At 69.1% G+C, this 20717-nt stretch carries 20 protein-coding genes and 2 pseudogenes; 10 read left to right on the plus strand and 12 right to left on the minus strand.

The genetic code is table 11. The features are described 5' to 3' along the window. The first annotated feature begins 13 nt into the window (after positions 1–13). From ABZ818_RS27565 to ABZ818_RS27575, 3 genes and pseudogenes are all read left to right on the plus strand, one after another. Positions 14–906, plus strand: a pseudogene (locus ABZ818_RS27565) (NAD-dependent protein deacetylase). 210 nt (positions 907–1116) lie between these two features. Continuing rightward, positions 1117–1278, plus strand: coding sequence for a hypothetical protein (locus ABZ818_RS27570; RefSeq protein WP_361420035.1), 162 nt, complete (start codon positions 1117–1119; stop codon positions 1276–1278). 144 nt (positions 1279–1422) lie between these two features. Then, positions 1423–2370, plus strand: coding sequence for a DUF5996 family protein (locus ABZ818_RS27575; protein ID WP_361420121.1), 948 nt, complete (start codon positions 1423–1425; stop codon positions 2368–2370). Here the strand turns inward: ABZ818_RS27575 and ABZ818_RS27580 are convergent. The 8 genes from ABZ818_RS27580 to ABZ818_RS27615 all read right to left on the minus strand — a co-directional run bounded on the left by ABZ818_RS27580 (position 2256) and on the right by ABZ818_RS27615 (position 6260). Beyond that, on the minus strand, positions 2256–2753 hold the full coding sequence (locus ABZ818_RS27580) for an FAD-dependent oxidoreductase (protein WP_361420038.1): 498 nt from the start codon (positions 2751–2753) through the stop codon (positions 2256–2258). The two genes, ABZ818_RS27575 and ABZ818_RS27580, sit on opposite strands and share 115 nt — an antisense overlap. A gap of 83 nt (positions 2754–2836) precedes the next feature. Next, positions 2837–2959 (minus strand): type B 50S ribosomal protein L36, encoded by a 123-nt coding sequence (gene ykgO / locus ABZ818_RS27585; RefSeq protein ID WP_141365801.1) that lies wholly within the window; start codon positions 2957–2959, stop codon positions 2837–2839. Between the two features lie 52 nt (positions 2960–3011). Further along, positions 3012–3272: a type B 50S ribosomal protein L31 gene (locus ABZ818_RS27590; protein ID WP_361420042.1), complete on the minus strand. Its 261-nt coding sequence runs from the start codon at positions 3270–3272 to the stop codon at positions 3012–3014. Between the two features lie 43 nt (positions 3273–3315). Next, positions 3316–3480 carry a 50S ribosomal protein L33 gene (rpmG, locus tag ABZ818_RS27595; protein ID WP_141365795.1) on the minus strand — a complete coding sequence of 55 codons (165 nt, stop codon included), beginning with the start codon at positions 3478–3480 and terminating at the stop codon, positions 3316–3318. A 730-nt stretch (positions 3481–4210) separates the two neighbouring features. Next, positions 4211–4483, minus strand: a complete 273-nt coding sequence (locus tag ABZ818_RS27600) for a hypothetical protein (RefSeq protein ID WP_361420046.1) — start codon at positions 4481–4483, stop codon at positions 4211–4213. Positions 4484–4504: 21 nt separating this feature from the next. After that, positions 4505–4957 (minus strand): hypothetical protein, encoded by a 453-nt coding sequence (locus ABZ818_RS27605; protein ID WP_361420049.1) that lies wholly within the window; start codon positions 4955–4957, stop codon positions 4505–4507. After that, positions 4954–5967, minus strand: a complete 1014-nt coding sequence (locus ABZ818_RS27610; RefSeq protein WP_361420052.1) for a metallophosphoesterase — start codon at positions 5965–5967, stop codon at positions 4954–4956. Before ABZ818_RS27610 ends, ABZ818_RS27605 begins: the two co-directional genes overlap by 4 nt. Next, positions 5967–6260, minus strand: coding sequence for a plastocyanin/azurin family copper-binding protein (locus ABZ818_RS27615; protein ID WP_361420055.1), 294 nt, complete (start codon positions 6258–6260; stop codon positions 5967–5969). Before ABZ818_RS27615 ends, ABZ818_RS27610 begins: the two co-directional genes overlap by 1 nt. Positions 6261–6865: 605 nt before the next feature. On the opposite strand from ABZ818_RS27615, the gene ABZ818_RS27620 reads away from it, so the two are divergent. From ABZ818_RS27620 to ABZ818_RS27650, 7 genes are all read left to right on the plus strand, one after another. Continuing rightward, positions 6866–7468: a sigma-70 family RNA polymerase sigma factor gene (locus ABZ818_RS27620; RefSeq protein ID WP_361420058.1), complete on the plus strand. Its 603-nt coding sequence runs from the start codon at positions 6866–6868 to the stop codon at positions 7466–7468. Positions 7469–7493: 25 nt separating this feature from the next. Continuing rightward, positions 7494–8282, plus strand: coding sequence for a zf-HC2 domain-containing protein (locus ABZ818_RS27625; protein ID WP_361420061.1), 789 nt, complete (start codon positions 7494–7496; stop codon positions 8280–8282). Between the two features lie 382 nt (positions 8283–8664). After that, positions 8665–9093: an ATP-binding protein gene (locus ABZ818_RS27630; RefSeq protein ID WP_361420064.1), complete on the plus strand. Its 429-nt coding sequence runs from the start codon at positions 8665–8667 to the stop codon at positions 9091–9093. Positions 9094–9275: 182 nt separating this feature from the next. Continuing rightward, positions 9276–9806 (plus strand): hypothetical protein, encoded by a 531-nt coding sequence (locus tag ABZ818_RS27635; protein ID WP_361420067.1) that lies wholly within the window; start codon positions 9276–9278, stop codon positions 9804–9806. 433 nt (positions 9807–10239) lie between these two features. Next, positions 10240–10401 carry a hypothetical protein gene (locus tag ABZ818_RS27640; RefSeq protein ID WP_361420070.1) on the plus strand — a complete coding sequence of 54 codons (162 nt, stop codon included), beginning with the start codon at positions 10240–10242 and terminating at the stop codon, positions 10399–10401. A gap of 136 nt (positions 10402–10537) precedes the next feature. Next, positions 10538–10735: a hypothetical protein gene (locus tag ABZ818_RS27645; protein ID WP_361420073.1), complete on the plus strand. Its 198-nt coding sequence runs from the start codon at positions 10538–10540 to the stop codon at positions 10733–10735. A gap of 2116 nt (positions 10736–12851) precedes the next feature. Further along, on the plus strand, positions 12852–13109 hold the full coding sequence (locus ABZ818_RS27650) for a phosphodiester glycosidase family protein (protein WP_361420076.1): 258 nt from the start codon (positions 12852–12854) through the stop codon (positions 13107–13109). 378 nt (positions 13110–13487) lie between these two features. Here the strand turns inward: ABZ818_RS27650 and ABZ818_RS27655 are convergent. The 4 genes and pseudogenes from ABZ818_RS27655 to ABZ818_RS27670 form a co-directional block, all read right to left on the minus strand. After that, a pseudogene (locus ABZ818_RS27655) lies at positions 13488–13598 on the minus strand (IS5/IS1182 family transposase); the annotation flags it as partial. Between the two features lie 7 nt (positions 13599–13605). Beyond that, positions 13606–14094, minus strand: a complete 489-nt coding sequence (locus ABZ818_RS27660; RefSeq protein ID WP_361420079.1) for a hypothetical protein — start codon at positions 14092–14094, stop codon at positions 13606–13608. 20 nt (positions 14095–14114) lie between these two features. Beyond that, a complete protein-coding gene (locus tag ABZ818_RS27665; RefSeq protein WP_361420082.1) occupies positions 14115–14762 on the minus strand; it encodes a hypothetical protein in 648 nt (215 codons plus the stop codon). Positions 14763–14943: 181 nt separating this feature from the next. After that, positions 14944–20655: a ThuA domain-containing protein gene (locus ABZ818_RS27670; protein ID WP_361420085.1), complete on the minus strand. Its 5712-nt coding sequence runs from the start codon at positions 20653–20655 to the stop codon at positions 14944–14946. Positions 20656–20717: the final 62 nt, after the last annotated feature.

Consider the following 20717-nt stretch of genomic DNA (forward strand, 5'->3'; position numbering starts at 1 on the left):
TACCCTGGCGGGTATGCGCATGCGCCCCACTGTGAGCTGGACCCCTGCCGAGGACCTGCCGCCGGGCACCACGGATCTGGAGCCGGTCGCCGATGCGCTGAGCACCGGCGGTGTACTGGTGCTCAGCGGGGCGGGCCTCTCCACGGAGTCGGGCATCCCCGACTACCGGGGCGAGGGCGGGAGCCTGAGCCGGCACACCCCGATGACCTACCAGGACTTCACCGCCAGCGCCCGAGCCCGGCGCCGGTACTGGGCGCGCAGCCACCTCGGATGGCGCACCTTCGGTCGCGCCCGCCCCAACGCCGGGCACCGGGCCGTGGCCGCGTTCGGGCGGCACGGCCTGCTCTCGGGTGTGATCACCCAGAACGTCGACGGTCTGCACCAGGCCGCCGGCAGTGGGGGCGTCGTGGAACTCCACGGAAGCCTGGACCGGGTCGTCTGCCTTTCCTGGGCGCTTTCAGCCCGCGCCGCGAACTCGCCCGGCGGCTGGAGGAGGCCAACGTGGGCTTCGAGCCGGTGGCCGCCGGAATCAACCCGGACGGTGACGCCGACCTCACCGACGAGCAGGTCGGGGATTTCCGCGTGGTGCCCTGCACGATCTGCGGCGGCATCCTCAAACCGGACGTGGTGTTCTTCGGCGAAGCGGTTCCGCCGCGGCGGGTCGAGCACTGCCGCAACCTGGTCCGTGAAGCGGCCTCACTGCTGGTCCTGGGCTCCTCACTGACGGTGATGTCCGGGCTCAGGTTCGTCCGCCAGGCGGCCCAGGCAGGGAAGCCGGTATTGATCGTCAACCGGGACCCGACCCGGGGCGACCGGTCCCCTGAGCGGTCCGCCTCGAGAGCCCCCTCATCGCACGCATGGAGCACCAGGGCAGGCCGGCCGGCACGGACGGATCGGGCTGCGTGATCGCGGGCGGGCTTGGCGTTGCGGCTCCCCTTGGTGGGATTCTGGGCGTCGGGCTTGTCGATGCCAGTGAACTCGGAGGTGTCGTCGCTTCCGTAGGCGGTGTAGCCGTAAGTGGCCTTGGTATCAACGTCCTTGCCGGTCAGCACCTCGACATCGGTGTGGCCGTTGTAGCTGTAGTAGGTGTCCTCGGTCGTGCCGTCGGTGTTCTGCTTGACCTGGGACAGGCGCTCGCCCTACGGGCTGTACTGGAAGAACGTCGACAGCCGGGCGGCGACGGCGCTGTGGGTCGCACTCGCATCGACCGACCGCGACCAGCACAAGCGCCTGCTCATCCTCCTGCTGGACGGGCTTCAGCACAGCCTCGGCGGGTGAGCCCTTGACGCAGGGTGCGGACGGGTGGCACCTCCGAGCAGGAGAAATCTTGGTCGGCGCAGGAGAATGAGTACCGATGGCATTGCGGTGTTCTCCGGGGCGACCCGCCGTTCGCATCGACAGGCTGGGAGGTTCGTCGTGAGCATGCCTCTCCACGCGTGGCCAGTGCTGGTCTACGAGGACCTGGCTCCCATGGTCGCTTACGTGAACCGGTTGGTGCAGGTTGCAGGCAAGTACACCCTCGACGAACCTTTCGAAGTCGGCTGGGGAAACATCGTCCTCGATGTCACGCCCCGTGGACTCAGGACGCCGACGCTCCGGAAGCTGGATGTGACCTTCACCGTGCATTACCGCCTGCTCGATGGCGACGTGGTCATCGAGACGGACTCGGGCTCACGGACCGTGCCGTTGTCCGACGGATCACTGGCTTCGTTCTACGCGTCGTTCTGCAGTGCGGTGGGCGAACTGGGTATTCACAGACCGGGCAGTTCGTTGATCTGCGAGATTCCCGATGCCCCGGCGACCTTCGGAGAAGATCGTGTCGAACGCCACTGGGATCGCGAAGCGGCTTGGCTGATCTGGACTGCGCTGAACCTCGCCGCCGCCGGGCTCGAGGCGTGGCAGGCGCCCTTCCAGGGTCACCGTCCCCGGGTCGGCGTGATGTGGGGTGGCTTCGACCTGTCCGCCACGCGGTACCGTGCGCAGCCCACTGTGCCGCCGGCCCACGGTCCGGCGTTCCAGCAGAACGCCCAAGTCGAGGCGTATGTGTCGGTTGGATTCTCCTTCGGCAGCCCTGAGTCGCCGAATGTGGGTATGTACGCCTATATCTGGCCCCAACCGGACGGCCTCGAAGCCCGGTCGTGGAGGGTCGACGGCGCGGCCTGGCATCCTGATGCCGGTCTGGTTCTGCTGCCGTGGGCCGCGCTCAGGGAGACAGCCGACCCGCACCAGGCCATCGTCACGTTCGGTGACGCGGTCTACGACGCCGCCGTGGAGACAGCAGGCTGGCCGTCGGACCTCGTCGGGCCCCGCTGCGACGGTTGGTACATGAGCAGGACACCACCTTTCCTGGTCCACGCCCAGCACCTCTGAAGTCCGCTGGTACGGGGCCGGCCAGTTCGACGTCCGGCACGGCTGCTTGCCCTTCGCTCTGACGACGGCCACGCTCTCGCGGGTGGGCATCCGTAGGAAGCCCACTTCGCATTCGGCGAAGATGTCGAAGATGCCCTGCCGCCACGGCCACACCGGCCGCCGTGCGTGGTCCTGGCCGACGTCTCCCAGCACAGCAGCCGCCTCGGCCCAGTTCGGCGACGAGCGCACCGATTCGGTCCCCGAGCGAGCGCCGCACCGATTCGGTCCCCGAGCGAGCGCCGCACCGGGACGGGTTCCGGCTCGGCCACGGTCACCTCCAGGCCCATGGCCCGAGCGGCCGCGGCGACCTCGGTGCCGAGGAATCCGGCACCGGCCACGACCACCCGGGGCCCGGCTCGCTGCGCGGCGCGGCGCGGCGCGCAGGACGATCGCGTCGTCGAGCGCCAGCGCCGTCACGCTCGCGGCGTCAGCCCTGGCGCGCCTTGAAACGGGGGTTCTTCTTGTTGACGACGAAGGTCACTCCCCGGCGGCGCACCACCTGAGCGCCCGGCTTGGCCTTCAGGGAGCGCAGGGACTTGCGCACCTTCATGACTGTCTCCTCCTCTTGCTCCGGCTCCCCTTGCTCGGGCACCGGACGGCGGTCAACCGCGGGCCGAGGCCTCGCGGCCGTAGCGCCGCTCGAAACGCTCCACCCGGCCCTCCGTGTCCACGACGCGCGAGGTACCGGTGTAGAAGGGGTGGCTGCCCGACGAGATGTCCACGTCGATCAGCGGGTAGGTGTTGCCGTCCTCCCACTCGATCGTGCGGCTCGAGTGCGCGGTCGAACGGGTCAGAAACGCGACGTCCGCGGCACGGTCGCGGAAGACGACCGGGCGGCTGACGGGGTGGATACCAGGCCTCATGGGGTTTTCCTCCTCCTGGCCGGCCGCCGGGCGGCGGCTCGGCTCAGCGTTCTTCGCGGAACGGGACGTGCTTGCCGGCCACCTGGTCGTACTTGCGCAGGACGAGCCGGTCGGGGTCGTTGAGACGGTTCTTGCGGGTCACGTAGGTGACGCCGGTCCCTGCCGTCGACTTCAGCTTGACGACGGGGCGCATGGTGCTGCGTGCCATGAGGTCCTCCTTCACCGACACCCCAGGCAATTGACCCGAGCATGTCAGTCACTGCTCCCCCCAACAACGGAACCCTTCGCTGCATTCCCGACTCGCCCCGCCCCCTGCGGGACCGCGCCTGGGCAGAGGATGAGGTCCGGGGCCACCACCCCTTCATCACCACGTGTCCCGCAACGCGGCAGGTCGCGCGGGCATTCCCCTGAGCGGTGGAGGCAGCTGAAGATGGTGTGATCCATGCGATTGGGATTGATGACTGGCCGAAGCCGACCGGCCGCAGCGCCATCGCCGCGGCGGGCGTCGATCGGACGGTGAAGGCGGGCGCGCACGTTCACGTCGCCGGACGGCACGGCGTGAGCAGGCGCGACCATGGGCGCGCTGACGCGAAGGGTAGGTAGGCCGGTCCGGCCTGCGGGCGACTACACCGGCGGGCTGCCGCGAGACTGAAGAGCGGCCCCTTGTCACCCCGCCCACCGAAGAGGTCTGGGCGCCCTGCCACGTGTTGGCCGCCCAGACCGGCCTTGCGAGCAGGGGCAGACCTGCCACGGGGGGGAGCTGGCCTGCCCCTGCACGTTGGCACCCGCGAGCCTCCCCCCTGGAGTGCAGGCGCCTGACCCCGACCGGGGTCACTACGTACAGCGCGACACGAGACCGGAGTGTCACGGGTGACGGTGGATGGTTGCACGGTCAACACCCTTGTACTGCACACTGCCGGGCGACGGCACAGTTCCGGTCAGTTCCGCCGGTGGTGGAGCAGGGCGGCCCGTAGGTCGTGCTCGGTGATTTGGTCGGCGGGGCGGTGGAGTGTCCAGCGGTGGGCCTCGCCGTCCATGGGCAGCACGGTGACGACGGTTTCCAGTGGTGGGTGGCCGGGCTCGGTGTACGTGAATTGGCGGATGACGACGGCGGTGTCGTCGTCAAGGCCGAGTACGGCGCGCACGGTGTCCCTCAGTGCGCGCAGGCGCGGACTCAGACCGGCGGTTGCTCGTCGCAGTTGCGGTGGCATGGGGGAGATCTCCTTGGTTCGTCACTTTGGTGGTGTGCGGGTGGTGGCCTGGTCCCAGACGGGTGCCCTGAGGGGAGGCCGGGCAGCGCGGTGTCGCCTGGTCACGATTGCCTGCCACATGGCGAGGAGCAGCAGGGTGCCGGTTTCGGCCAAGATGCTGAGCAGGGCCTGCGGGGCGGGCTGCAGGCCGTGTTCGGTGAATCCGAACACGCCCACGGTGCGGGAGGCGGCGAAGCCGCCGAGGGCGCCCAGCGCCACCCCCGCGGCGGCGAGCTTCAGCAGCGGCGGCATCCCGATCAGCAGCAGCGCGGCGACCACGAAGGAGACACTCGCCTGGAGCAGGAACAGGGGGCCCACGACGTGGATGAAGCGGTACTCATCGACGTAGAGGCGGGCGTGGATGTACCCGCTCCCGGCGAGCGTGGCGGCGATCGCGATGCGCACGGCCGGGGCGAGGAGTCTTCCGAGGGTCATGTCAGCCTCTCGTCCTTGATCGCCAGCTCCCGGTCGCCCTGCCGGTAGTCCACGGTGCGGATGCCGAGCGCGTCCTTGAGCTGCCGGGCGGGCACGACCTGCGGAGTCGGTGCGGGGGCCCGTCCGGGCTTCGGCAGCGGATAGGCCGTGGTGGTGGCCGAGTGGAAGGTGATGTTGCCCTCCGTCTTGGTGAACAGTTGGTGGACATGCCCGTTGAGACAGGTCACGGAGGAGAAGCGGCGCAGGAGCGCGATGACGCGCAACGCGTCGTCCGTGCTCCAGCCCCACTGCGGGTACATGGCGAACAGCGGGATGTGGCTGAAGACCACGATGGGTGTGTCCGGCGACAGTCCCGTGAGGTCCCTGCGGACGAACTCGATCTGCTCGTTGCCGAGATGGCCGAGTTTTTCCAGGCTCAGGGTGTTGACCAGGGCGATGAAGTGCACGCCGTGGGTGTCGAAGCTGTACCAGCCGTCGCCGAGCGTGCCCTTGCCGAAGGTCTTCCGGTAGGCGCGTCCCGCGTCGCCGATGGAGTCGTGCTCGCCGGGCACGGTGAAGACGCGGTCGGTCCGCATACCGGTCATCATCTGCCTGACCTGGTCGAACTGCGAGGGTGTGGAGAGGTGGGTCAGATCGCCGCTGTGCATGACGAAGTCGGGCCGGAAACCGAGCGAGTCGACCTGGTGGATCGCCTCGGAGAAGGAGCCGGCCACGTCCATGTTCGCCGGCCCCTGGAAGCCGATGTGGCTGTCGGAGACCTGCACGAACCGCAGTGCTCCGCTCCCCGCCGCGCCGGCTCCCGCAGCCGCGGTTCCGGCAGCGGTTCCGACGATTCCGCGCCGGTCGGCGATGTGGCTGATCACCTCGCCACTGGCCACGGTCAGCACCACGGCCCCGCCGAACCACCCCGCGTGCCGAAGGAGTTGGCGCCGGGACATGCCGTGTTCGCGGGCGGGCAACTCGGTGTCACCCAGCGGTGCTCCTTGGTGAGGGTCGCGGTACTCGGTCATCAGGTCACCTCCACGGTGGCGGTCATGAACGGATGGATGGTGCAGAGGTAGTGGTAGGTGCCGGGCTTGGTGAACGTGTAGCGGTAGGTGGCGTGAGTGGACAGGGCGGCCGAACGCAACGGGCCACCCGATCCGGCGCTGGTCACGGTGTGGGCGTCGGTGTCCTGATTGGTCCAGGTCACCGTCGTGCCAGCCTTGACCTTCAACGCGGCCGGGGCGAACGCGAAGTTCTTGATCGCAACGACGTTCCCCGACACCGGTGCGGCCGGCGTACTGCTGCTCGGGGGGCTCATGGGCATACGCATGCTGGGCATGGGCGAGGCGCCGGGAGCGGAGCCCGCCGCCTTTCCCGGTCCGGCGGCACCGGGCATGCCAGCCGTCTGGTGCTGGCCCTGTCCCGGCGTGATGGTGCCGGCACCGGTGGACGAGGAGTGCGACGACTGGCCGCATGCGCTCAGGAGTCCCAGCGCGCCGAGGGTGGCGACGGCGGCGACGGCAAGCCCAGCCGCAGCGCGTGATCGCCGGCCTGGTGTACGAAGGTGCGGGTACATGATGTTCGTTCCTCACGATCAGGTTGAGGCGCGGGATGCGTCTGCCGAGTGCGCGCAAACGAGGCGAAGGCGCAGGCGGCGTAGGGCAGATCCCGTCCGCGGGCCGAGAACGGCTTGGGGATATGGGCGAGAAATGCCGTGTATGTCGGCTCTCGTCTGACTCCACGGGCGGCGGGGTCGTACGGTTCGGTCGATACGCACTTTTCGCGACACTTTCTTTGGGCCGCTACAGATCGGCCGACCCTCCGGCGTTCCGCACACGCAGCCCTGGCGATGCGTACAGAAAGTCACCACTTCGGTGCACTGCATCACAAGACAAAGCAGTGAATGTGCATAATGATCGTGTTATGCCCTGGAGTTCCCGAAAACGTGGCCCAAGGACCGATCCGGATCGCTCCGCGAACCGTGTCTCTGGTAAAGGGGCCCTTTCGACCACGGACGAGGAACTGCTGCGCACCCTGTATGCCGAGCACGCGGGACCCCTGTTCCACTACGCGCTTCGGCTGACCTCAGGAGATCGGCAATGGGCGGAGGATGTCGTGCAGGAGACACTGCTCCGGGCCTGGCAGCACCCCGCCGCGTTCGACCCCGCACGCGGCCCGGCCCGGGCATGGCTGTGCACGGTCGCCCGGCACCTGGTCATCGACACCCACCGGGCCCGGCAGGCCAGGCCGGCCGAGGCCGGCGGCGAGGCGCTGGAGCGAGCCGCCGAGCAGACACCGGGCGAGGACGAGATCGAGCAGGCACTGCAGAGCTGGGCAGTTGCCGACGCCCTCCGGACGCTGTCCCCGGACCACCGCGCGGTCCTGCTGGAGACCTACTACCGGGGACGGACCATGGCGGAGGCCGCACGGGTGCTGGGCATCCCGCTGGGCACCGTGAAGTCGCGAACGTACTACGCCCTGCACGCCCTCAGGCTGGCGCTGCTGGAGCGGGGCATCGAGTCATGACCATGCCATGCAGGAGGTGGCGACCATGAGCGCTGAGCACGACGCCCTCCGGCTGGCGCTGGGAGGATACGTCCTGGGCGCGCTGCCCCCGGCGGAGATGGAACAGGTGCGCGACCACCTCACGGGATGCGCCGAGTGTCAGGCGGAACACACACAGCTGGCGGGGCTGCCCGCGCTGCTGGCGACGCTGACCGCGACCGAAGCCGCAGGTCAGACGGTGCCGGTTGCCGACGCGGAGCTGGCCGATCGGCTGGTGACGCGGGCAGCCGAGAGCGCGCAGGGCTCTCCGCCCGCGCGGCCCACCACGGCTGGGGCGCCGCAGGCACGCGAGGCGGGGGTGCTGGAGAAGCTGCTGCAGCAGGCCGCGGCCCGGCGCCGCAAGACGTGGCGGCTGCAACTGGCGGGCGCCGCCGCCTCCCTGATGCTCCTCGCGGGAGCGGTCGGCGGCACCTGGCTGGCGACCATCGGGTCCGTGGTCAGTGAGGCGAGGCCGCCCGGACCGACCATCCCGGCTCCGTCACGCACCTTCTCCGGACACGATCCCACCACCGGCGTCACCGCTTCGGTGAAGGTCTCACCCTCTGCCTGGGGCAGCGTCCTGCAGGCCACCGCCAAGGGGGCGCCCGCCGGGATCACCTGCCGGCTGCAGGCGGTCGGGTCCGGCGGGGTCAGGGCGGACGGCGCCACCTGGCGGGCGGGCGAGTACCCTCCCGGCACCACGGTCCCCGGGGCGGTCCCCATGTCTCCGGGCGCCATCGAGCACTTCGAGATCGTCGCCGGCAACGGTCAGAGGCTGGTCACGATCCGAGCGTGAGATCGCCAGGAGTCCGCCCGACCCTGAACCGGGCGGACTCCTGGCGCACCGGACCACGGTCGTTCACGGGACTCCGGTCCGCTCCCCTTGCGGTTGCCGAACCAGTGGGACCGGTCGCCCTCGCCGTCGCCCCCGCGAAGAAGGCCATTCCTTGGCCGACTTGACGCGTGAGTGCGCAGCTGGAACGTCCACGCTCCCCGGTCTTGACCTGACCAACAAGAAGTGGAGCAAAAGGAGCAAATTACTCGAACCGTTCGGCATGTGCCGTCCGTGGAACTGAATGAACGCTCCGATGCAGGATCCGGCATACCGACTGCCCTTCGAATGCGTTGGCAGTCTCCACGTTCCGGTCTCCGCACATGCACAGAAGAGTCAGAAGACCATGTTCGTAACCGATTCCCCCCGCCCGAGCCCACCGATCTCCCGGCGTTGCCGCCACGAGGCACTGCTCGCCCTGCCCGCGCAGGAGGCGCACGTCTCCGCCGCTCGTCACCTCGCGGCCGATCTGCTGGAGACCTGGTGTGTTCCCGAGAGCGAGCGCGAGTCCGCCGTTCTCATCGTCGACGAACTCGCAGCCAACGCCGCCCAGTACGGCCGCGAGCACATGACCCTGCAGCTCGTCCTCGACCGCGGCACCCTGAACATCGTGGTCAGTGACTCCGGAACGGCCGTGGAGCGCCGTCGCCCCGACATCGCCCCGGACGAGCACGGCCGCGGCACCGGCATCGTCCAGTACCTCGCACAGTCGACCGAGGTCCACCAGACGCGCAGCGGCCGCGAAGTCCGCGCCTGCCTGAGGTGCTCGGCATGACCGGCCTCGGTTTTCCGTGCGAGCCGCCGCCCCTTGCCGGGCCCCGCACCGCGGCAATGCGTCGGCTGCCGGCCACCGGCGGCCGCCGCGGCGCAGGATCACCCGACGACCCCCGCGAGTGGGCCCTCGCGACCCACAAGCCGTGCCCCATCGATGTCTGTCCAACCCCGGTCCGGGGACCCGTGCGGTCCCTGGCGAACCCACCGGTCCTCGACCATGGCAACCTGGACCGCGGCGATCTGGACCACGACACGGTGCTGTGCACACGCTGCGGCGCCCGCCCCGCCGCATCGAAGGAGGACGTCACCCCGAACACCGGCGAGGCCGTCGACGCCCCGCCCCCGCACGAGGCGTACGCGAACGCGCCCGACCTGCGCCGCGAAATGCACCAGTTGCTTGCCCTCGGAGCCGAGCGCGACGGCCGCCAGGCCAGGACCGTCACCGGCCCGCCGGTCGACGCCGCGGTCGCCGAACGCGCCTGGCTGCTGCGCCGGGCAGCCCTCATGGACCGTATGGCCCTGGAAAGCCCTGGCCCCGGCCCGGCCGGCGCCGCCGCACAGACCGCCGAACAGCTCCTGCGGCACGACCGCCGCCGTCCCGACCTGGTGGCCGGGCCGTACCGACCCGACACGATCACGCTCGGCCCCAGCTGCCGCCGCTACGTCCGCCAGGAATACGCCGCCTGGGCGTCCGCGGGGCGGCCCGGCACCTGAACCGGCCGACGCGACAGCCAGCCCCGCCCCGCCTCACCCGCCTCCGCCGTGACATGACTCGACGCTATCGGCCGACACTGGCAGTGGACCTCGTTCCAGGGTTGCTCCGGCCAGGGAACGACCGGCACCGGTTTGCCGACGCCCGCGGCCTGAAGGCCTACGCGGACTCCGCTCCCATCACCGCACCTCTGGAAAGAAGCCAGCTGACCAGCCGTGGGCAAGGCTGGGCGCGGGCGGAGGCGTGGTCGGCCTCATGGTCGGGGTCGTGGTCACCCCGCCCCATGGCGGCTCGGTCGGCGCTCCACACCGGCGCGGGGGATGTCTTCGCACCTTGCCGGTCAGTGCCTAGTGAAGCCCGTCCGGACGGGCGGCAACGCGCAGGACGTGGGGCAAGGAGTGGAAGGTGGGTTCGCAGAAGCATCCTGTGCCGTAGATGCGGTCGAACGAAGTGCACACCGGCATGGGCGAGGCGATCACCTTCGAGTACGCCAAGCGCGGCTGGAATGTCGTGGCCACCATGCGTGACACTGCTAAGGCCAACCCGGCCTTCACCGACCTCGCCAACGTCAGGGCGATGCGGCGCAGGTGGTCGTGACCTGAGTTCGTGCTTTCCCTGAGCAACACCCGCTCACCGAGAACGCCCTGCTGGCCTGCCGATGGACGCGTACATGTTCCGCCCCGCCTATATCCGCCCCCGCCACGGAGCAGTCTCCAGAACGCCGAGGTACCGCGTGCTCTACGGCCTCACCTCCTGGCTCTACCCGCTGCTGCACCGCCTCGCCCCCCGTCACACCACGACCACCGAACACATCGGCCGCGCCATGCTCGCCGTCACCCGCCCCGGAGCGATCGAGCAGCGGATCCTGTACAGCCCGGAAATCAACCGACTGGGCGGCGAGAGCGAAACCACCACCACGAAGACAGGGTGATTGATCACCGCTGCACTGTTGCCGCAGATCCACGCCCAGCACCGCCGGAGCCTGGGCCCCGCTACGGCGGGAGCCCCCCGGCAGGGGCACACACCGAGGAACACTCCTACGGCTCGGCCGCCACCACAGGCGTCGACGCGCCGACTTCGCGCGCCGCATCGACGCCGCTGTTGCTGGCGACGTCACTGCCGCAGTACACCAATGGCCGGCGTGTGAGGCACTGGAGCTCTGGTCCGGCCGGCCCGTCGTACGGACCGGAACGCCGCCCGACGACGAACCGGTCACCTACACCGAGCAGGAACTCGACAACTCCTGCCGCTACGGCGAAGAAGGCCCCCACACCAACCCCCGCAACGTGAGATGACCTCCGCGACCGGCCTGCACACCTTCGACCGCGCCCTGCTCCAACCCACCGGACCCATCGCCTTACGCCTGTCCGCCCACGCGAGCGCCTCGTCATCGCGGCCGAGTTGAAGTGCCCGCCCTGGGAGATCGAGTGCGCCCCGGCTGTCGGCGGTGTGAGGAGCGAACAGCGGGCCAGGAAGGCTCTTGTGACGGCGTCTCCTGGGGTGTCGGCACCTCCGATCATTCACGCATGTATGCCTGTGTCGTCTCTTCTCCGTACCGAACAGGTCGCCGGGCTCGGCTGGACTGCGTCCGTTGATCGGCCGGTGCGAGCGCGCAGTCGGCCCTCCCGGAGATCGAGTGAGTGAGGGTTCCATGGGCAACACAGTCGGAACACGTGCGAGCGGGACCTGGCGCACCCGCCGGGGCATGCGCGCTCGAGCGGCGCTGGCCACCGCCCTCGTGCTGACCGCCGTCACCCCCTGGACGGTCTCCGGAGTGGCCCAGGCCGCCGCTCCGGCAACGGCCGCTGCCGCCGCCGACTCCTCCACGGCGCAGTGGACCACGCAGACTGTCGCACCCGGGGTCGAGGTACGCACGGGCGTCCTGCGGCATGCGGACGCCGCGCCGACCTGGACCGTCACCGTCCAGGCAGCCGCTGTCAACCGGCTGACCGGGGCCGCCTCTTGGGCCCCGGTGGGTGACCGCTCCTGGGCCGAGGCCACCACGCAGCGGCTGCGCGACGCCGGCTTCGCGCCGCAGCTGGAGGAGGTGGTGTGGCCGGACTACGCGGACACCCTGCGCGGCGCCATGGGCTGGCGGCTGCGGGTGGGTTCGTATCCGACCCAGGCCGCGGCGTCGAGCGCGGGCAAGGCACTCACCGCGGCCGGGTTCCGGACCGCGGTGGACTGGACCGGCTACGACGCCGAGCAGCCGGCCGACCGCGAGAGCGTCCACGTCGCAGTCGTCGACCCGCACCGCTTCCAGGGCACGGTCGAGGGCACCCACCACGGCAACGTGGCACAGCGTGAGACGACCTCGTCGGTCGCCGCCGGACTGGGCTCCCTGATCGGTGTCAACGCAGGCTTCTTCATCACCTCCGACGCCGACGGCGTGCAGGGCACCTCGGCCGGGGTCGCCGCCTACGACGGTGAGCTGCAGTCCATGGCCGCCGGCAGCCGCGCCGCGCTGATCCTGGAGAACGGCGGTCGGAACGCCCGCATCGCCGACCTCACCACCACGGTCACCGCGCGGGCGGGGGCCGCCGCCTTCCAGGTGCAGGGGATCAACCGCGTACCAGGCCAGGTCCGCAACTGCGGTCGGCCCGGGGCGATCCCCACCGAGCAGCCCCGCCAGGACCTCACCTGCCGGGTCGACGACGACCTGGTGAAGTTCACTGCGCAGTTCGGGGCCGCACTGCCCAGCGGCAGCGGCACCCAGGTGGTGCTGGACGCCGCCGACCGGGTGGTCTCGGTCGGCGCCCGAGGCGGCACGGTCCCGGCCGGCGGCTCGGTGCTCCAGGGCATCGGCGCGGCCGCCGACTGGCTGTCGAGCCACGCGGATCTTGGTAAGAAGATCAAGCTGAAGGACGTCGTCCGGGACACCCACGGCCGGAAGGTCGAGCTCGGCCCCGGTGACAGCATCGTCAGCGCAGCTCCGACGCTGGTGGAGGACGGGCGGATCCACATCGACGCAGCCGCCGAGGGCACCCTCGACCCGCTGGACCTGTCGTTCGGATACGCATTGGTCGAATGCGCGTCAGCCCCGCACCATGGCCGGCATCGACCGCCAGGGCCGACTGATCCTGGCCACCGTGGACGGCAGGCAGCCCGGTGTCAGCGAGGGCTTCACGCTGGCCGAGGCCGCGCACTTCATGCGCTCCCTGGGCGCGGTGCAGGCGCTCAACCTGGACGGCGGCGGCTCCTCCGCGATGGCGGTGGACGGACGGCTCGTCAACATCACCTCCGACACGACCGGTGAGCGCCCGGTCGGCGACACCCTGCAGGTACTGCCGGCACGCCGCAGCTGAAGCCGATCGCACCGTTCCACAGGGGTCCTGTCTCCAGACACGACCCGGGGCCGATAGGGTTCCGGCCCCGGGCCCGCGGCCGCACCGCACAGCCCGGCCGGCCCCCGGGCCCGCAGACTGGCCACCCGATCCCGGTCCGGATTGGCTCCAGCGTGACGTCACCTCAGGGCCGGAGCCCAAGAACGCCGCCAAGGACGCTGAACTCGCCAGCGCCGGAGGAAGGCGAGGAAGAATCGCGTCTGCTGCTCCGTTTTGCCGCTCCGCGTGACCCGGTGATGGTCGCGGACTGAGACTGGGGGCCGGGCGTCGCCAACGGGCTCGGGGCCGCGGACTCTCCGCGGTCGCGAGCCCTTGCGTGACTGCCCACCACTGCTCGGGCATGTCCCGCCACGGACTGCCCGTACGGAACCGCCACATCACGCTGTTCACCAGTCGCCGCAGGTCAGGAATCGGGCTGCGATCGCCCGGCGGCAGCAACGGCTCCGGCATCGCCCACTCAAGGGCGCTTGCGATGACCCAAGCGCCTCCAGGCCGCGACGCCGACAGCCGCCACGACGGCGATGACGCCGATCTTGAGTGCCATGCCGATCGGGTTCCCACGGTCTGGCACGGCTGCCGCTTTCTTGGGTGCGGCGATGTCTCGCGCCGTCACGTCCACCGTCGCTTGCGCCTTGGCGGGCTTGGTCGTGGTCACCGTGACACGCCACTGGCCGCTCGGCAGCGGCTGGGCGGAGTGGTAGAGGTTCTGGCCTTCGGGCGCCGAGTTGAGCCGGACCGGACCGAAGGAACGGCCGTCGGTGGAGGTTGCGACCAACGTCGCCGCGACGATGTCTCTGACCGGATGGCCGTCCTTTTTCCAGGTGACCAGCACGTTGATGTCGTGGCTGCCGTCCCCGCTCACTTCCAGCTTGATCGGGCCGCTATGGGCGGACGCCGCCGGTGCGCCGAGCAGCAGGACGAGCCCGGTGAACAGGGCAGTCGTCATGGCGTGCCTCCGTGTCATCTTCATGGTCCGTGGCTCCCTTCGGGTTCGTCGTCGGGGGTGAGTGCTCCGCTGCCGGGGGCTGCCGGCAAGAACACGTGCTGGTGTCCGAGGCCGGCGTCGGTGTTCGCGGCGTCGAGCGCCGTGGCCCCGGTCGACCAGGTGAAGATCGCGTCGGCGCGCTGCCGTACGGCGAGTGCCACCACGGTCTCGCGGGTGGAACCGGTCAGTGCCCGCGAGGTCGCGTATGTGTCGACGGTGGTGGCGATCTGGCGTACGGCGGAGGCAAGGCTCGACCTCGCCACGTTGGTAGCGGTCTCGCCGGAGGGTGGGTCGGCGAAGGCCTCGACTGCTGCGGTGGCCGCACGCCGCCAATCCGCGACGTCGGCGGAGGTCACCGTAGTGGGTCGGGTGCTGTCGTCAGCGGGCATGGCCCGGTCCAGGCCCTCGAGCACAGGGACGAGCCGGTCGCGGGTCGTACGGGCCAGCTCGGTCAGGGTCTTGATCTGGGCCTTGTCCCGCTGGGCGGCCTCGACGCGAATCCGGTCGGCCGTCCGCTCGGTCGAACTCGCCCGGGTTCCGGCGAACACCAGGCCGCCGACGAGAAGCGCGCCGAGCGTGAATGCGGCCGTGAGTGTGAGCACCCGGCCTCGGGGCGAATTCCGGACCACCGTCGGTTCCCTGCGTCGGCTGATGATGCCCACCTCCTGATGAACGTTGGACGTATGTACTGATGGGAGCGGAATGGGGCGGGTGCCCCACGACAGTTGTCGCGGGGCACCCTGGTTGGTTCAACGGGGTGCCGGGGTTCCTTTCGGTCGCCCGGCACCCTTTCGGGGTCGCGGCCGGTGGTCAGTCCTTCGGCGTGCCGCCGTACTGAATGATCAGTGCGTCGGCGTCGCGGAGGAGCGTGGCCCGGACCTGGTCGTCGGAGACGTTCCTGTCGTCGTTGACGAAGGCCTTGAACTTCTCCAGCTCATCGATGGTCTTGTCGTTGGACTTCTCCTTGTTCTCGGCGTCGATCGCACCGTCGAGCCTGCCGTGGAGCTTGTGGGCGCCCAGCGGGGTGAGCTTTCCGGTGCTTTCGAAGTGGTCGATCAGGCTCGCGATGTCGGCCGTCGAGGTGACGACGGTGAACTTCACGGTCTGCTCGGTCCGGTTGCCGGCCTTGTTGACGGCGGTGACGCTGAGCGTGTGCTTGCCCAGGCCGAGCTCGTGCAATGCCAGGACCGTGCCGGAGGCGAACGGCTTGCCGTCCAGCGTGCCGCTCACCGACGCGATCCCGGACCCGGAGTCGACGGCCTGCCAGCTGATGGCCAGGTCCTGGCTGTCGCCGTACTTCTCGCCGTCTGCCACGCCGGAGACGAACACGGTCGGTGCCTTCGTGTCGATCTTGGCCGTGACGGCCTTGATGTCCTCCACATTCCCGGCCTTGTCGGTCGAGCGGTAGCGCAGCTCGTGCTGGCCCTCGCCCGTGACCGTGACCGTCGCGGTGTACGGCGTCCAGGGGCCGCCGTCCAGGGAGTACTCGGTCTTGGCCACGCCGGACGTCGCGTCCGTCGCGGTCAGCGTCACCGGCACCGCGCCGTTGTGCCACCCGTCGTCGTTCGCCGAGGCGATCTTCGCGGTGGTCATCGGCGCCGTCGCGTCCACCTTGACCGTGAGGGTCTTGGCGTCCTCGACGTTGCCGGCCTTGTCGACCGAGCGGTAGGCCAGCGTGTGCGAGCCGTCTCCGTAGACGATGACCGGGCCGGTGTAGGCCGTCCAGTCGCCGCCGTCCAGCTTGTACTCGGTACGGTCGACGCCGCTGCCCTTGTCCTCGTCGGCGGCGGTCAGCGTGACGGTGACCGGACCGGTGAACCAGCCGCTGTCCGGCTGTGCCGGGTCGGTCTTCGCTGTCGTCACCGGCGGCGTCTTGTCCTCCTCGACCGCCGGGGTGAGGTGGAAGTAGTCGAACTTGGCCGTCTTCGACGCCGCCTGGTTGACGCCGAAGGCGTAGAGTCCGGCTCTCCCGTTCGCCGAGACGACGTTGTTCTTGACCGGCGTCGGGTTGCCGTTCGACGCGATCTCGGTCCACGTCTTGCCGTCGGCTGAGTAGTAGCCGTGGAAGGTGTCGCCTTCCTTCTTCAGTCGCAGCCAGGTCACGCCGCTGGTGAGGTTGCTGACCGCAGGCTGCGGGTTCTGGACCACGTCGCCGATCTCGCTGCGCAGCTCGAGCCGCCGGGCGACGGCCTCGCCGGGCTGGTTGTCGGTGACGAAGTCGAACTTCACGTAGTTGGCGTCGTCCTTGTAGACGATCAGGCCGGCCTGCTGGTACCGCTCGTTGAAGGCGCTGCCGTCAACCTTGGTCTCCAGCGTCCAGTCACCGTCCGGCGCCTTCTGCACGATGAAGTTCTTCGGGTTGCTGTTGTCGGTGCCGTAGATGTCTCCCTTGGAGGTGTCGATCTCCAGGTTGCCACCGGTCACCCGCACGGCCGAGGGGTCGTGGCGCACGATCGAGTCCCAGCGGCACTGGTCGAGCGTGGTGCCGTCGAACTCGTCGTTCGGACCCGGCTTGGTCGCCGTGTCGTCGGGGGTGATGTGGAACCAGTCGAAGCGGGCGTCGATCACCGGGTGGTTGCCGGTCCCGGTGATGGCGAACATGCCGATCTTCGGGTTCTTGATCCCGGCGAGCGGCTTCGTCTCCGGCATCGCGGTGAAGTTGATGCCGTCCGCCGAGTAGTGAGCGGTCAGGTTCGTGCCGTCACTGATGAACCGCACGTACACGGTGTCGGGGTAGGCGTCCCCGAGCTGGGCCGTGTTACTGGCCGTCACCTCCTTGGGATCGCCATTCTCCTCGCGGATGAACTGGAAGATGCGGTTGGCGTGGTTGTCGGTGCCGCGGCCCTGCAGGACCATCTTGGCGTAGTTGTCGTCGTCGCCGTACAGGATCAGGCCCGCCTGCTGGTAGGCGTCGCGGGCATTGAGCGTGACCTTGGTGGTGGCCATCCAGGCGCCTGACGGCGCCGGCTGCACGACGATGTTCGGCGAGCCGCTGTTGGATCCGTAGATGTCGGTGTTCGACGTCGGGATGACGAGCGTGCCGTCCTGGACCTTGAGGTCCTGGTTCTCCCGGATGACCGACCAGCGGTCATGGTTGAGCTCAGTGCCCAGGAAGTCGTCGGAACGTCCGGTCAGGCAGAGCGAGTTCGACGCCTCCACCTTGATCGAGATCTCCTTGGTCGTCGCCGCGCCCTTGGCGTTGGTCACGGTGACCGAGGCGGTGTACGTTCCCGGCGCGCTGTAGGTGTAGCTCGCGTTCGCGGTCGTCGGCTGCGGGGCTCCCTTCACCCCGAAGTCCCACTTGTAGGTGAGCGGCAGGTTGCCGTCGGGGTCGGTGGCCGACGCGGTGAAGTCGACCTTCAGCGGGGCGGTGCCCGAGGTCGGGTTCGCCGACGCGGTCACCACCGGGCGCTGGCTGTCGGTGACACCCTTGCCGATGAAGTCGACCCAGTTGGCATTGATCAAGAAGGCGTCGTCGCCCGCGCCCGCCGGCTTGCGCACGACGAAGTACAGCGGGCCACTGTCGGTCGACGCGTTCGTCAGCTTCATCGTGACATCGACGTACTTCTGCCAGCCGCCGGTACCCGTCACATCGGCAGTCCCGACCAGCTTCCCGTTCTCCGGGTCACCCTGCCGGACCTGCACAGTCCCGCCGGAGTTGTTGGAGGCCACTCGCAGCCGGATCGCGTCGATGTTGGTCAGGTTCACCGGGTCGAACGACCACCAGTCGCCGTCCCGGATGTACCCGATGTTCAGGCCGCCGCCCAGCGGGTCGCCGGTGGTCTCCGTCCGAATGCCATGGGCAGTGGTGGCCTTGCTGTCCGAGACCCGGCCGGTCGCCGAGAAGTGCTCGGCCTGCTTGCGCTTGGGCTGCAACACGACCTGACCCCGCCCGGTCAGCGGCTTGGCCCCGCCGGCGGCGCCGTGGTCGGTGTAGCTGGCCTCGATCGCATAGAAGAGGTTCTCGTCGGCGCCGTGCCCGCCCTCGTTGGTCTGCACGATGCCCTCGCAACCCTTGAGTTGGTCGAGGGGGTGACCGTGGCCGTCATGGCCGAGGATCGCCTGGATCTGGACCTCGTCACAGTTGATCCGGCCGTCCTCGGGGTCGGTGACGGTGACTTTGAACTTCACCTGGTCGCCGAAGTCGAAGAATCCTCCGTTCGGCGGCAGGTCCACCTTCACGGTGGGCCGGGTGTTGCCCGCGGTGATCGTCACACTGGCCTTGGCGGTCATGCCGTCGTCGTTGGTGACGGTCAGGACCGCGTTGTACTCGCCCGCCTTGGTGTAGGTGTGCGTGGGGTTGGCGTCGGTCGTGCCGTCCGTGCCGTCACCGAAGTCCCAGGCGTAGGTGAGCGCCTTGCCGTCGGGGTCCTTGGTCCCCTCACTGGAAAACTTCACGGTCAGCGGCAGCGGACCGTCGGTCTTGTCCGCCGCGGCGCGGGCGACCGGCGGCCGGTTGCCCTTGACGTACTCGATCCGGTAGACGCCCGAGTCGGTGTTGTCACCGCCGAACCCGGACCCCCACTCGATCAGGTACAGCGCACCATCGGGGCCGAACTTGATGTCCATGGGCCGCTTGAAGCTCATGGACTTGAGGATTTGGTTGATCTTGACGAGCTTGGTGGTGTCCTCATTCAGCTGGAACGAGAACATCTTGTTGGTGTTCCACTCGCCGAAGACCGCCTTGCCGTCCCAGTACGCCGGCCACTTGACGTCCGACTTCAGGTCCGCGTCATACCGGTAGACCGGGCCCGCCATCGGCGCGCCGCCCTGCAGCTCGGGGAACTGGTTCGGGTCGGTGTTGTAGTGGTACCAGACCGTCGCCGGGATCGCCGGCGGCAGGTTGGTCAGCCCGGTGTTGTTGGGCGACTTGTTGACCGGGTCGGCGCAGTTGAACGCCGATCCCGACTTCTTGGTCGCGAAGTCGTACTCGATGTACGGGCGGTTGGGACCGGTGCAGTACGGCCAGCCGTAGTTGCCCGGCTTGGTGACCAGGTTCCACTCGACGGTGTTCTCCGGACCCCGCGTGGCGCTCGGAGACCCGGCGTCAGGGCCGTAGTCGGCGACCAGCGGATACCCGGTCTTCGGGTCGAGGCCGATCCGGAAGGGGTTGCGGAAGCCCATGCTGTAGATCTCCGGCTTGGTCTTCGCCGTCCCCGGAGCGAACAGGTTGCCCGCCGGCACGCTGTAGGTGCCGTCCGCTTCAGGGTGGATCCGCAGCAGCTTGCCACTCAGGCTGTTGGTGTTGCCCGAGGTGCGCTGGGCGTCCCACGCCTCACGCCCCGGCTGCTCATCGATCGGGGTGTAGGAGTCCGAGGCGAACGGGTTGGTGTTGTCGCCCACAGCCAGCCACAGATCACCGGTCTTGCGATCCATCAGCATGCCGCCGCCGTGGTGACAGCACTCCGCCCGCTGCACCGGCACGTCGAGCACCTTCTTCTCACTCGACATGTCGAGCGTGTCTCCCGTGACCGTGAACCGGCTCAGCCGGTCCACGTTCTCGCCCACCGGGGAGTGGAACAGGTACACCCAGTGGTTGGAGTCGAAGTCACGGTCCAGCACCAGCCCGAGCAGCCCGCTCTCGTTGGCGGTGAACACGTTCAGGTGACCGGCCGTCACCGTACCGCCAGTCGGCTTGACGACCCTGACGTCGCCCAGGCGGTCGATGTAGAAGACCCTGCCGTCCTTTGCGACGTCCAGCATCATCGGGTTCGACGTCTTGTTGTCGAGGGCGACCTTCTCGAAGCTGGCGCTCTGCGACGCCGCGCAGTCGGCCTTCACCACACCCGCGGCGGTCTTGATGCCGCCGAGGAGCATCTTCAGGAACTCCGGCTCACTGAAGCTCTCCTTGGTGTGACCGAGCCCCGTGTACCACGACCGGCCGCCGTCGTAGTCCTGACACCACGTGGTCGGGTGGTCGACGCCCATCGTGCCGCCGTTGTAGGACTTCTCATCCATCGACTGCAGCACGTGCACGGTGCCACGAGGGTTGGCCTGGTAGTCATACCACTCGTCGGTGCGCTTCCACGATGTCGGCAGACCCTCGGTCGACGGGTGCGCCGGGTCCTCGACCTTAACGGTGGCGTTCTGGATCGCCGGGTGCGACTTGAAGTACCCGCCGACGAGCTTGCCGTACCACGGCCAGTTGTAACCGCCGTCGGAAGCGGCGTGGACGCCGGCGAAACCGCCGCCGCGCTGGATATAGCGCTGGAAGGCGTCCTTTTGGTCCTGCGTGCCCAGCGGGTCGCCGGTCGTGGACAAGAAGATGACGGCCTGGTATTGCGCCAGGTTTTCGTCGGTGAACGCCGCGCTGTCCTCGGTGGCGTCGACCGCGAAGTCGTTTTCCTGGCCGAGCTTCTGAATGGCTGCGACGCCGTCAGGGATCGAGTCGTGTCGGAATCCGGTGGTCTTGGAGAAGACGAGCACCTTGAAGGCAGGTGCCGCAGTGGCGGCGTGCGCCGGCGATGCCAGGGCCGCCGGGGCGACCAGCGACAGGATGGGAAGGACGAGGGCAAACGCCATCGTCGCGGCTATTCGGCGTAGGGTTCTACGTCTGTGGGCCACAGCCGTTCCTCTGGGGCTCG

The sequence above is a fragment of the Streptomyces sp. NPDC047453 genome (genome assembly GCF_040643155.1).
In the GTDB taxonomy this organism is placed as follows: domain Bacteria; phylum Actinomycetota; class Actinomycetes; order Streptomycetales; family Streptomycetaceae; genus Streptomyces.

What these genes read in the sequence shown, in the direction of transcription:
- ABZ818_RS27650 (WP_361420076.1), top strand. Translation starts at nt 12,852, where the DNA reads ATGGCCGGCATCGACCGCCAGGGCCGACTGATCCTGGCCACCGTGGAC.
- ABZ818_RS27575 (WP_361420121.1), top strand. Translation starts at nt 1,423, where the DNA reads ATGCCTCTCCACGCGTGGCCAGTGCTGGTCTACGAGGACCTGGCTCCC.
- ABZ818_RS27620 (WP_361420058.1), top strand. Translation starts at nt 6,866, where the DNA reads ATGCCCTGGAGTTCCCGAAAACGTGGCCCAAGGACCGATCCGGATCGC.
- ABZ818_RS27605 (WP_361420049.1), bottom strand. Translation starts at nt 4,957, where the DNA reads ATGACCCTCGGAAGACTCCTCGCCCCGGCCGTGCGCATCGCGATCGCC.
- ABZ818_RS27600 (WP_361420046.1), bottom strand. Translation starts at nt 4,483, where the DNA reads ATGCCACCGCAACTGCGACGAGCAACCGCCGGTCTGAGTCCGCGCCTG.
- ykgO (WP_141365801.1), bottom strand. Translation starts at nt 2,959, where the DNA reads ATGAAGGTGCGCAAGTCCCTGCGCTCCCTGAAGGCCAAGCCGGGCGCT.
- ABZ818_RS27640 (WP_361420070.1), top strand. Translation starts at nt 10,240, where the DNA reads ATGCGGTCGAACGAAGTGCACACCGGCATGGGCGAGGCGATCACCTTC.
- rpmG (WP_141365795.1), bottom strand. Translation starts at nt 3,480, where the DNA reads ATGGCACGCAGCACCATGCGCCCCGTCGTCAAGCTGAAGTCGACGGCA.
- ABZ818_RS27630 (WP_361420064.1), top strand. Translation starts at nt 8,665, where the DNA reads ATGTTCGTAACCGATTCCCCCCGCCCGAGCCCACCGATCTCCCGGCGT.
- ABZ818_RS27660 (WP_361420079.1), bottom strand. Translation starts at nt 14,094, where the DNA reads ATGACGACTGCCCTGTTCACCGGGCTCGTCCTGCTGCTCGGCGCACCG.
- ABZ818_RS27590 (WP_361420042.1), bottom strand. Translation starts at nt 3,272, where the DNA reads ATGAGGCCTGGTATCCACCCCGTCAGCCGCCCGGTCGTCTTCCGCGAC.
- ABZ818_RS27615 (WP_361420055.1), bottom strand. Translation starts at nt 6,260, where the DNA reads ATGAGCCCCCCGAGCAGCAGTACGCCGGCCGCACCGGTGTCGGGGAAC.
- ABZ818_RS27670 (WP_361420085.1), bottom strand. Translation starts at nt 20,655, where the DNA reads ATGGCGTTTGCCCTCGTCCTTCCCATCCTGTCGCTGGTCGCCCCGGCG.
- ABZ818_RS27625 (WP_361420061.1), top strand. Translation starts at nt 7,494, where the DNA reads ATGAGCGCTGAGCACGACGCCCTCCGGCTGGCGCTGGGAGGATACGTC.
- ABZ818_RS27610 (WP_361420052.1), bottom strand. Translation starts at nt 5,967, where the DNA reads ATGACCGAGTACCGCGACCCTCACCAAGGAGCACCGCTGGGTGACACC.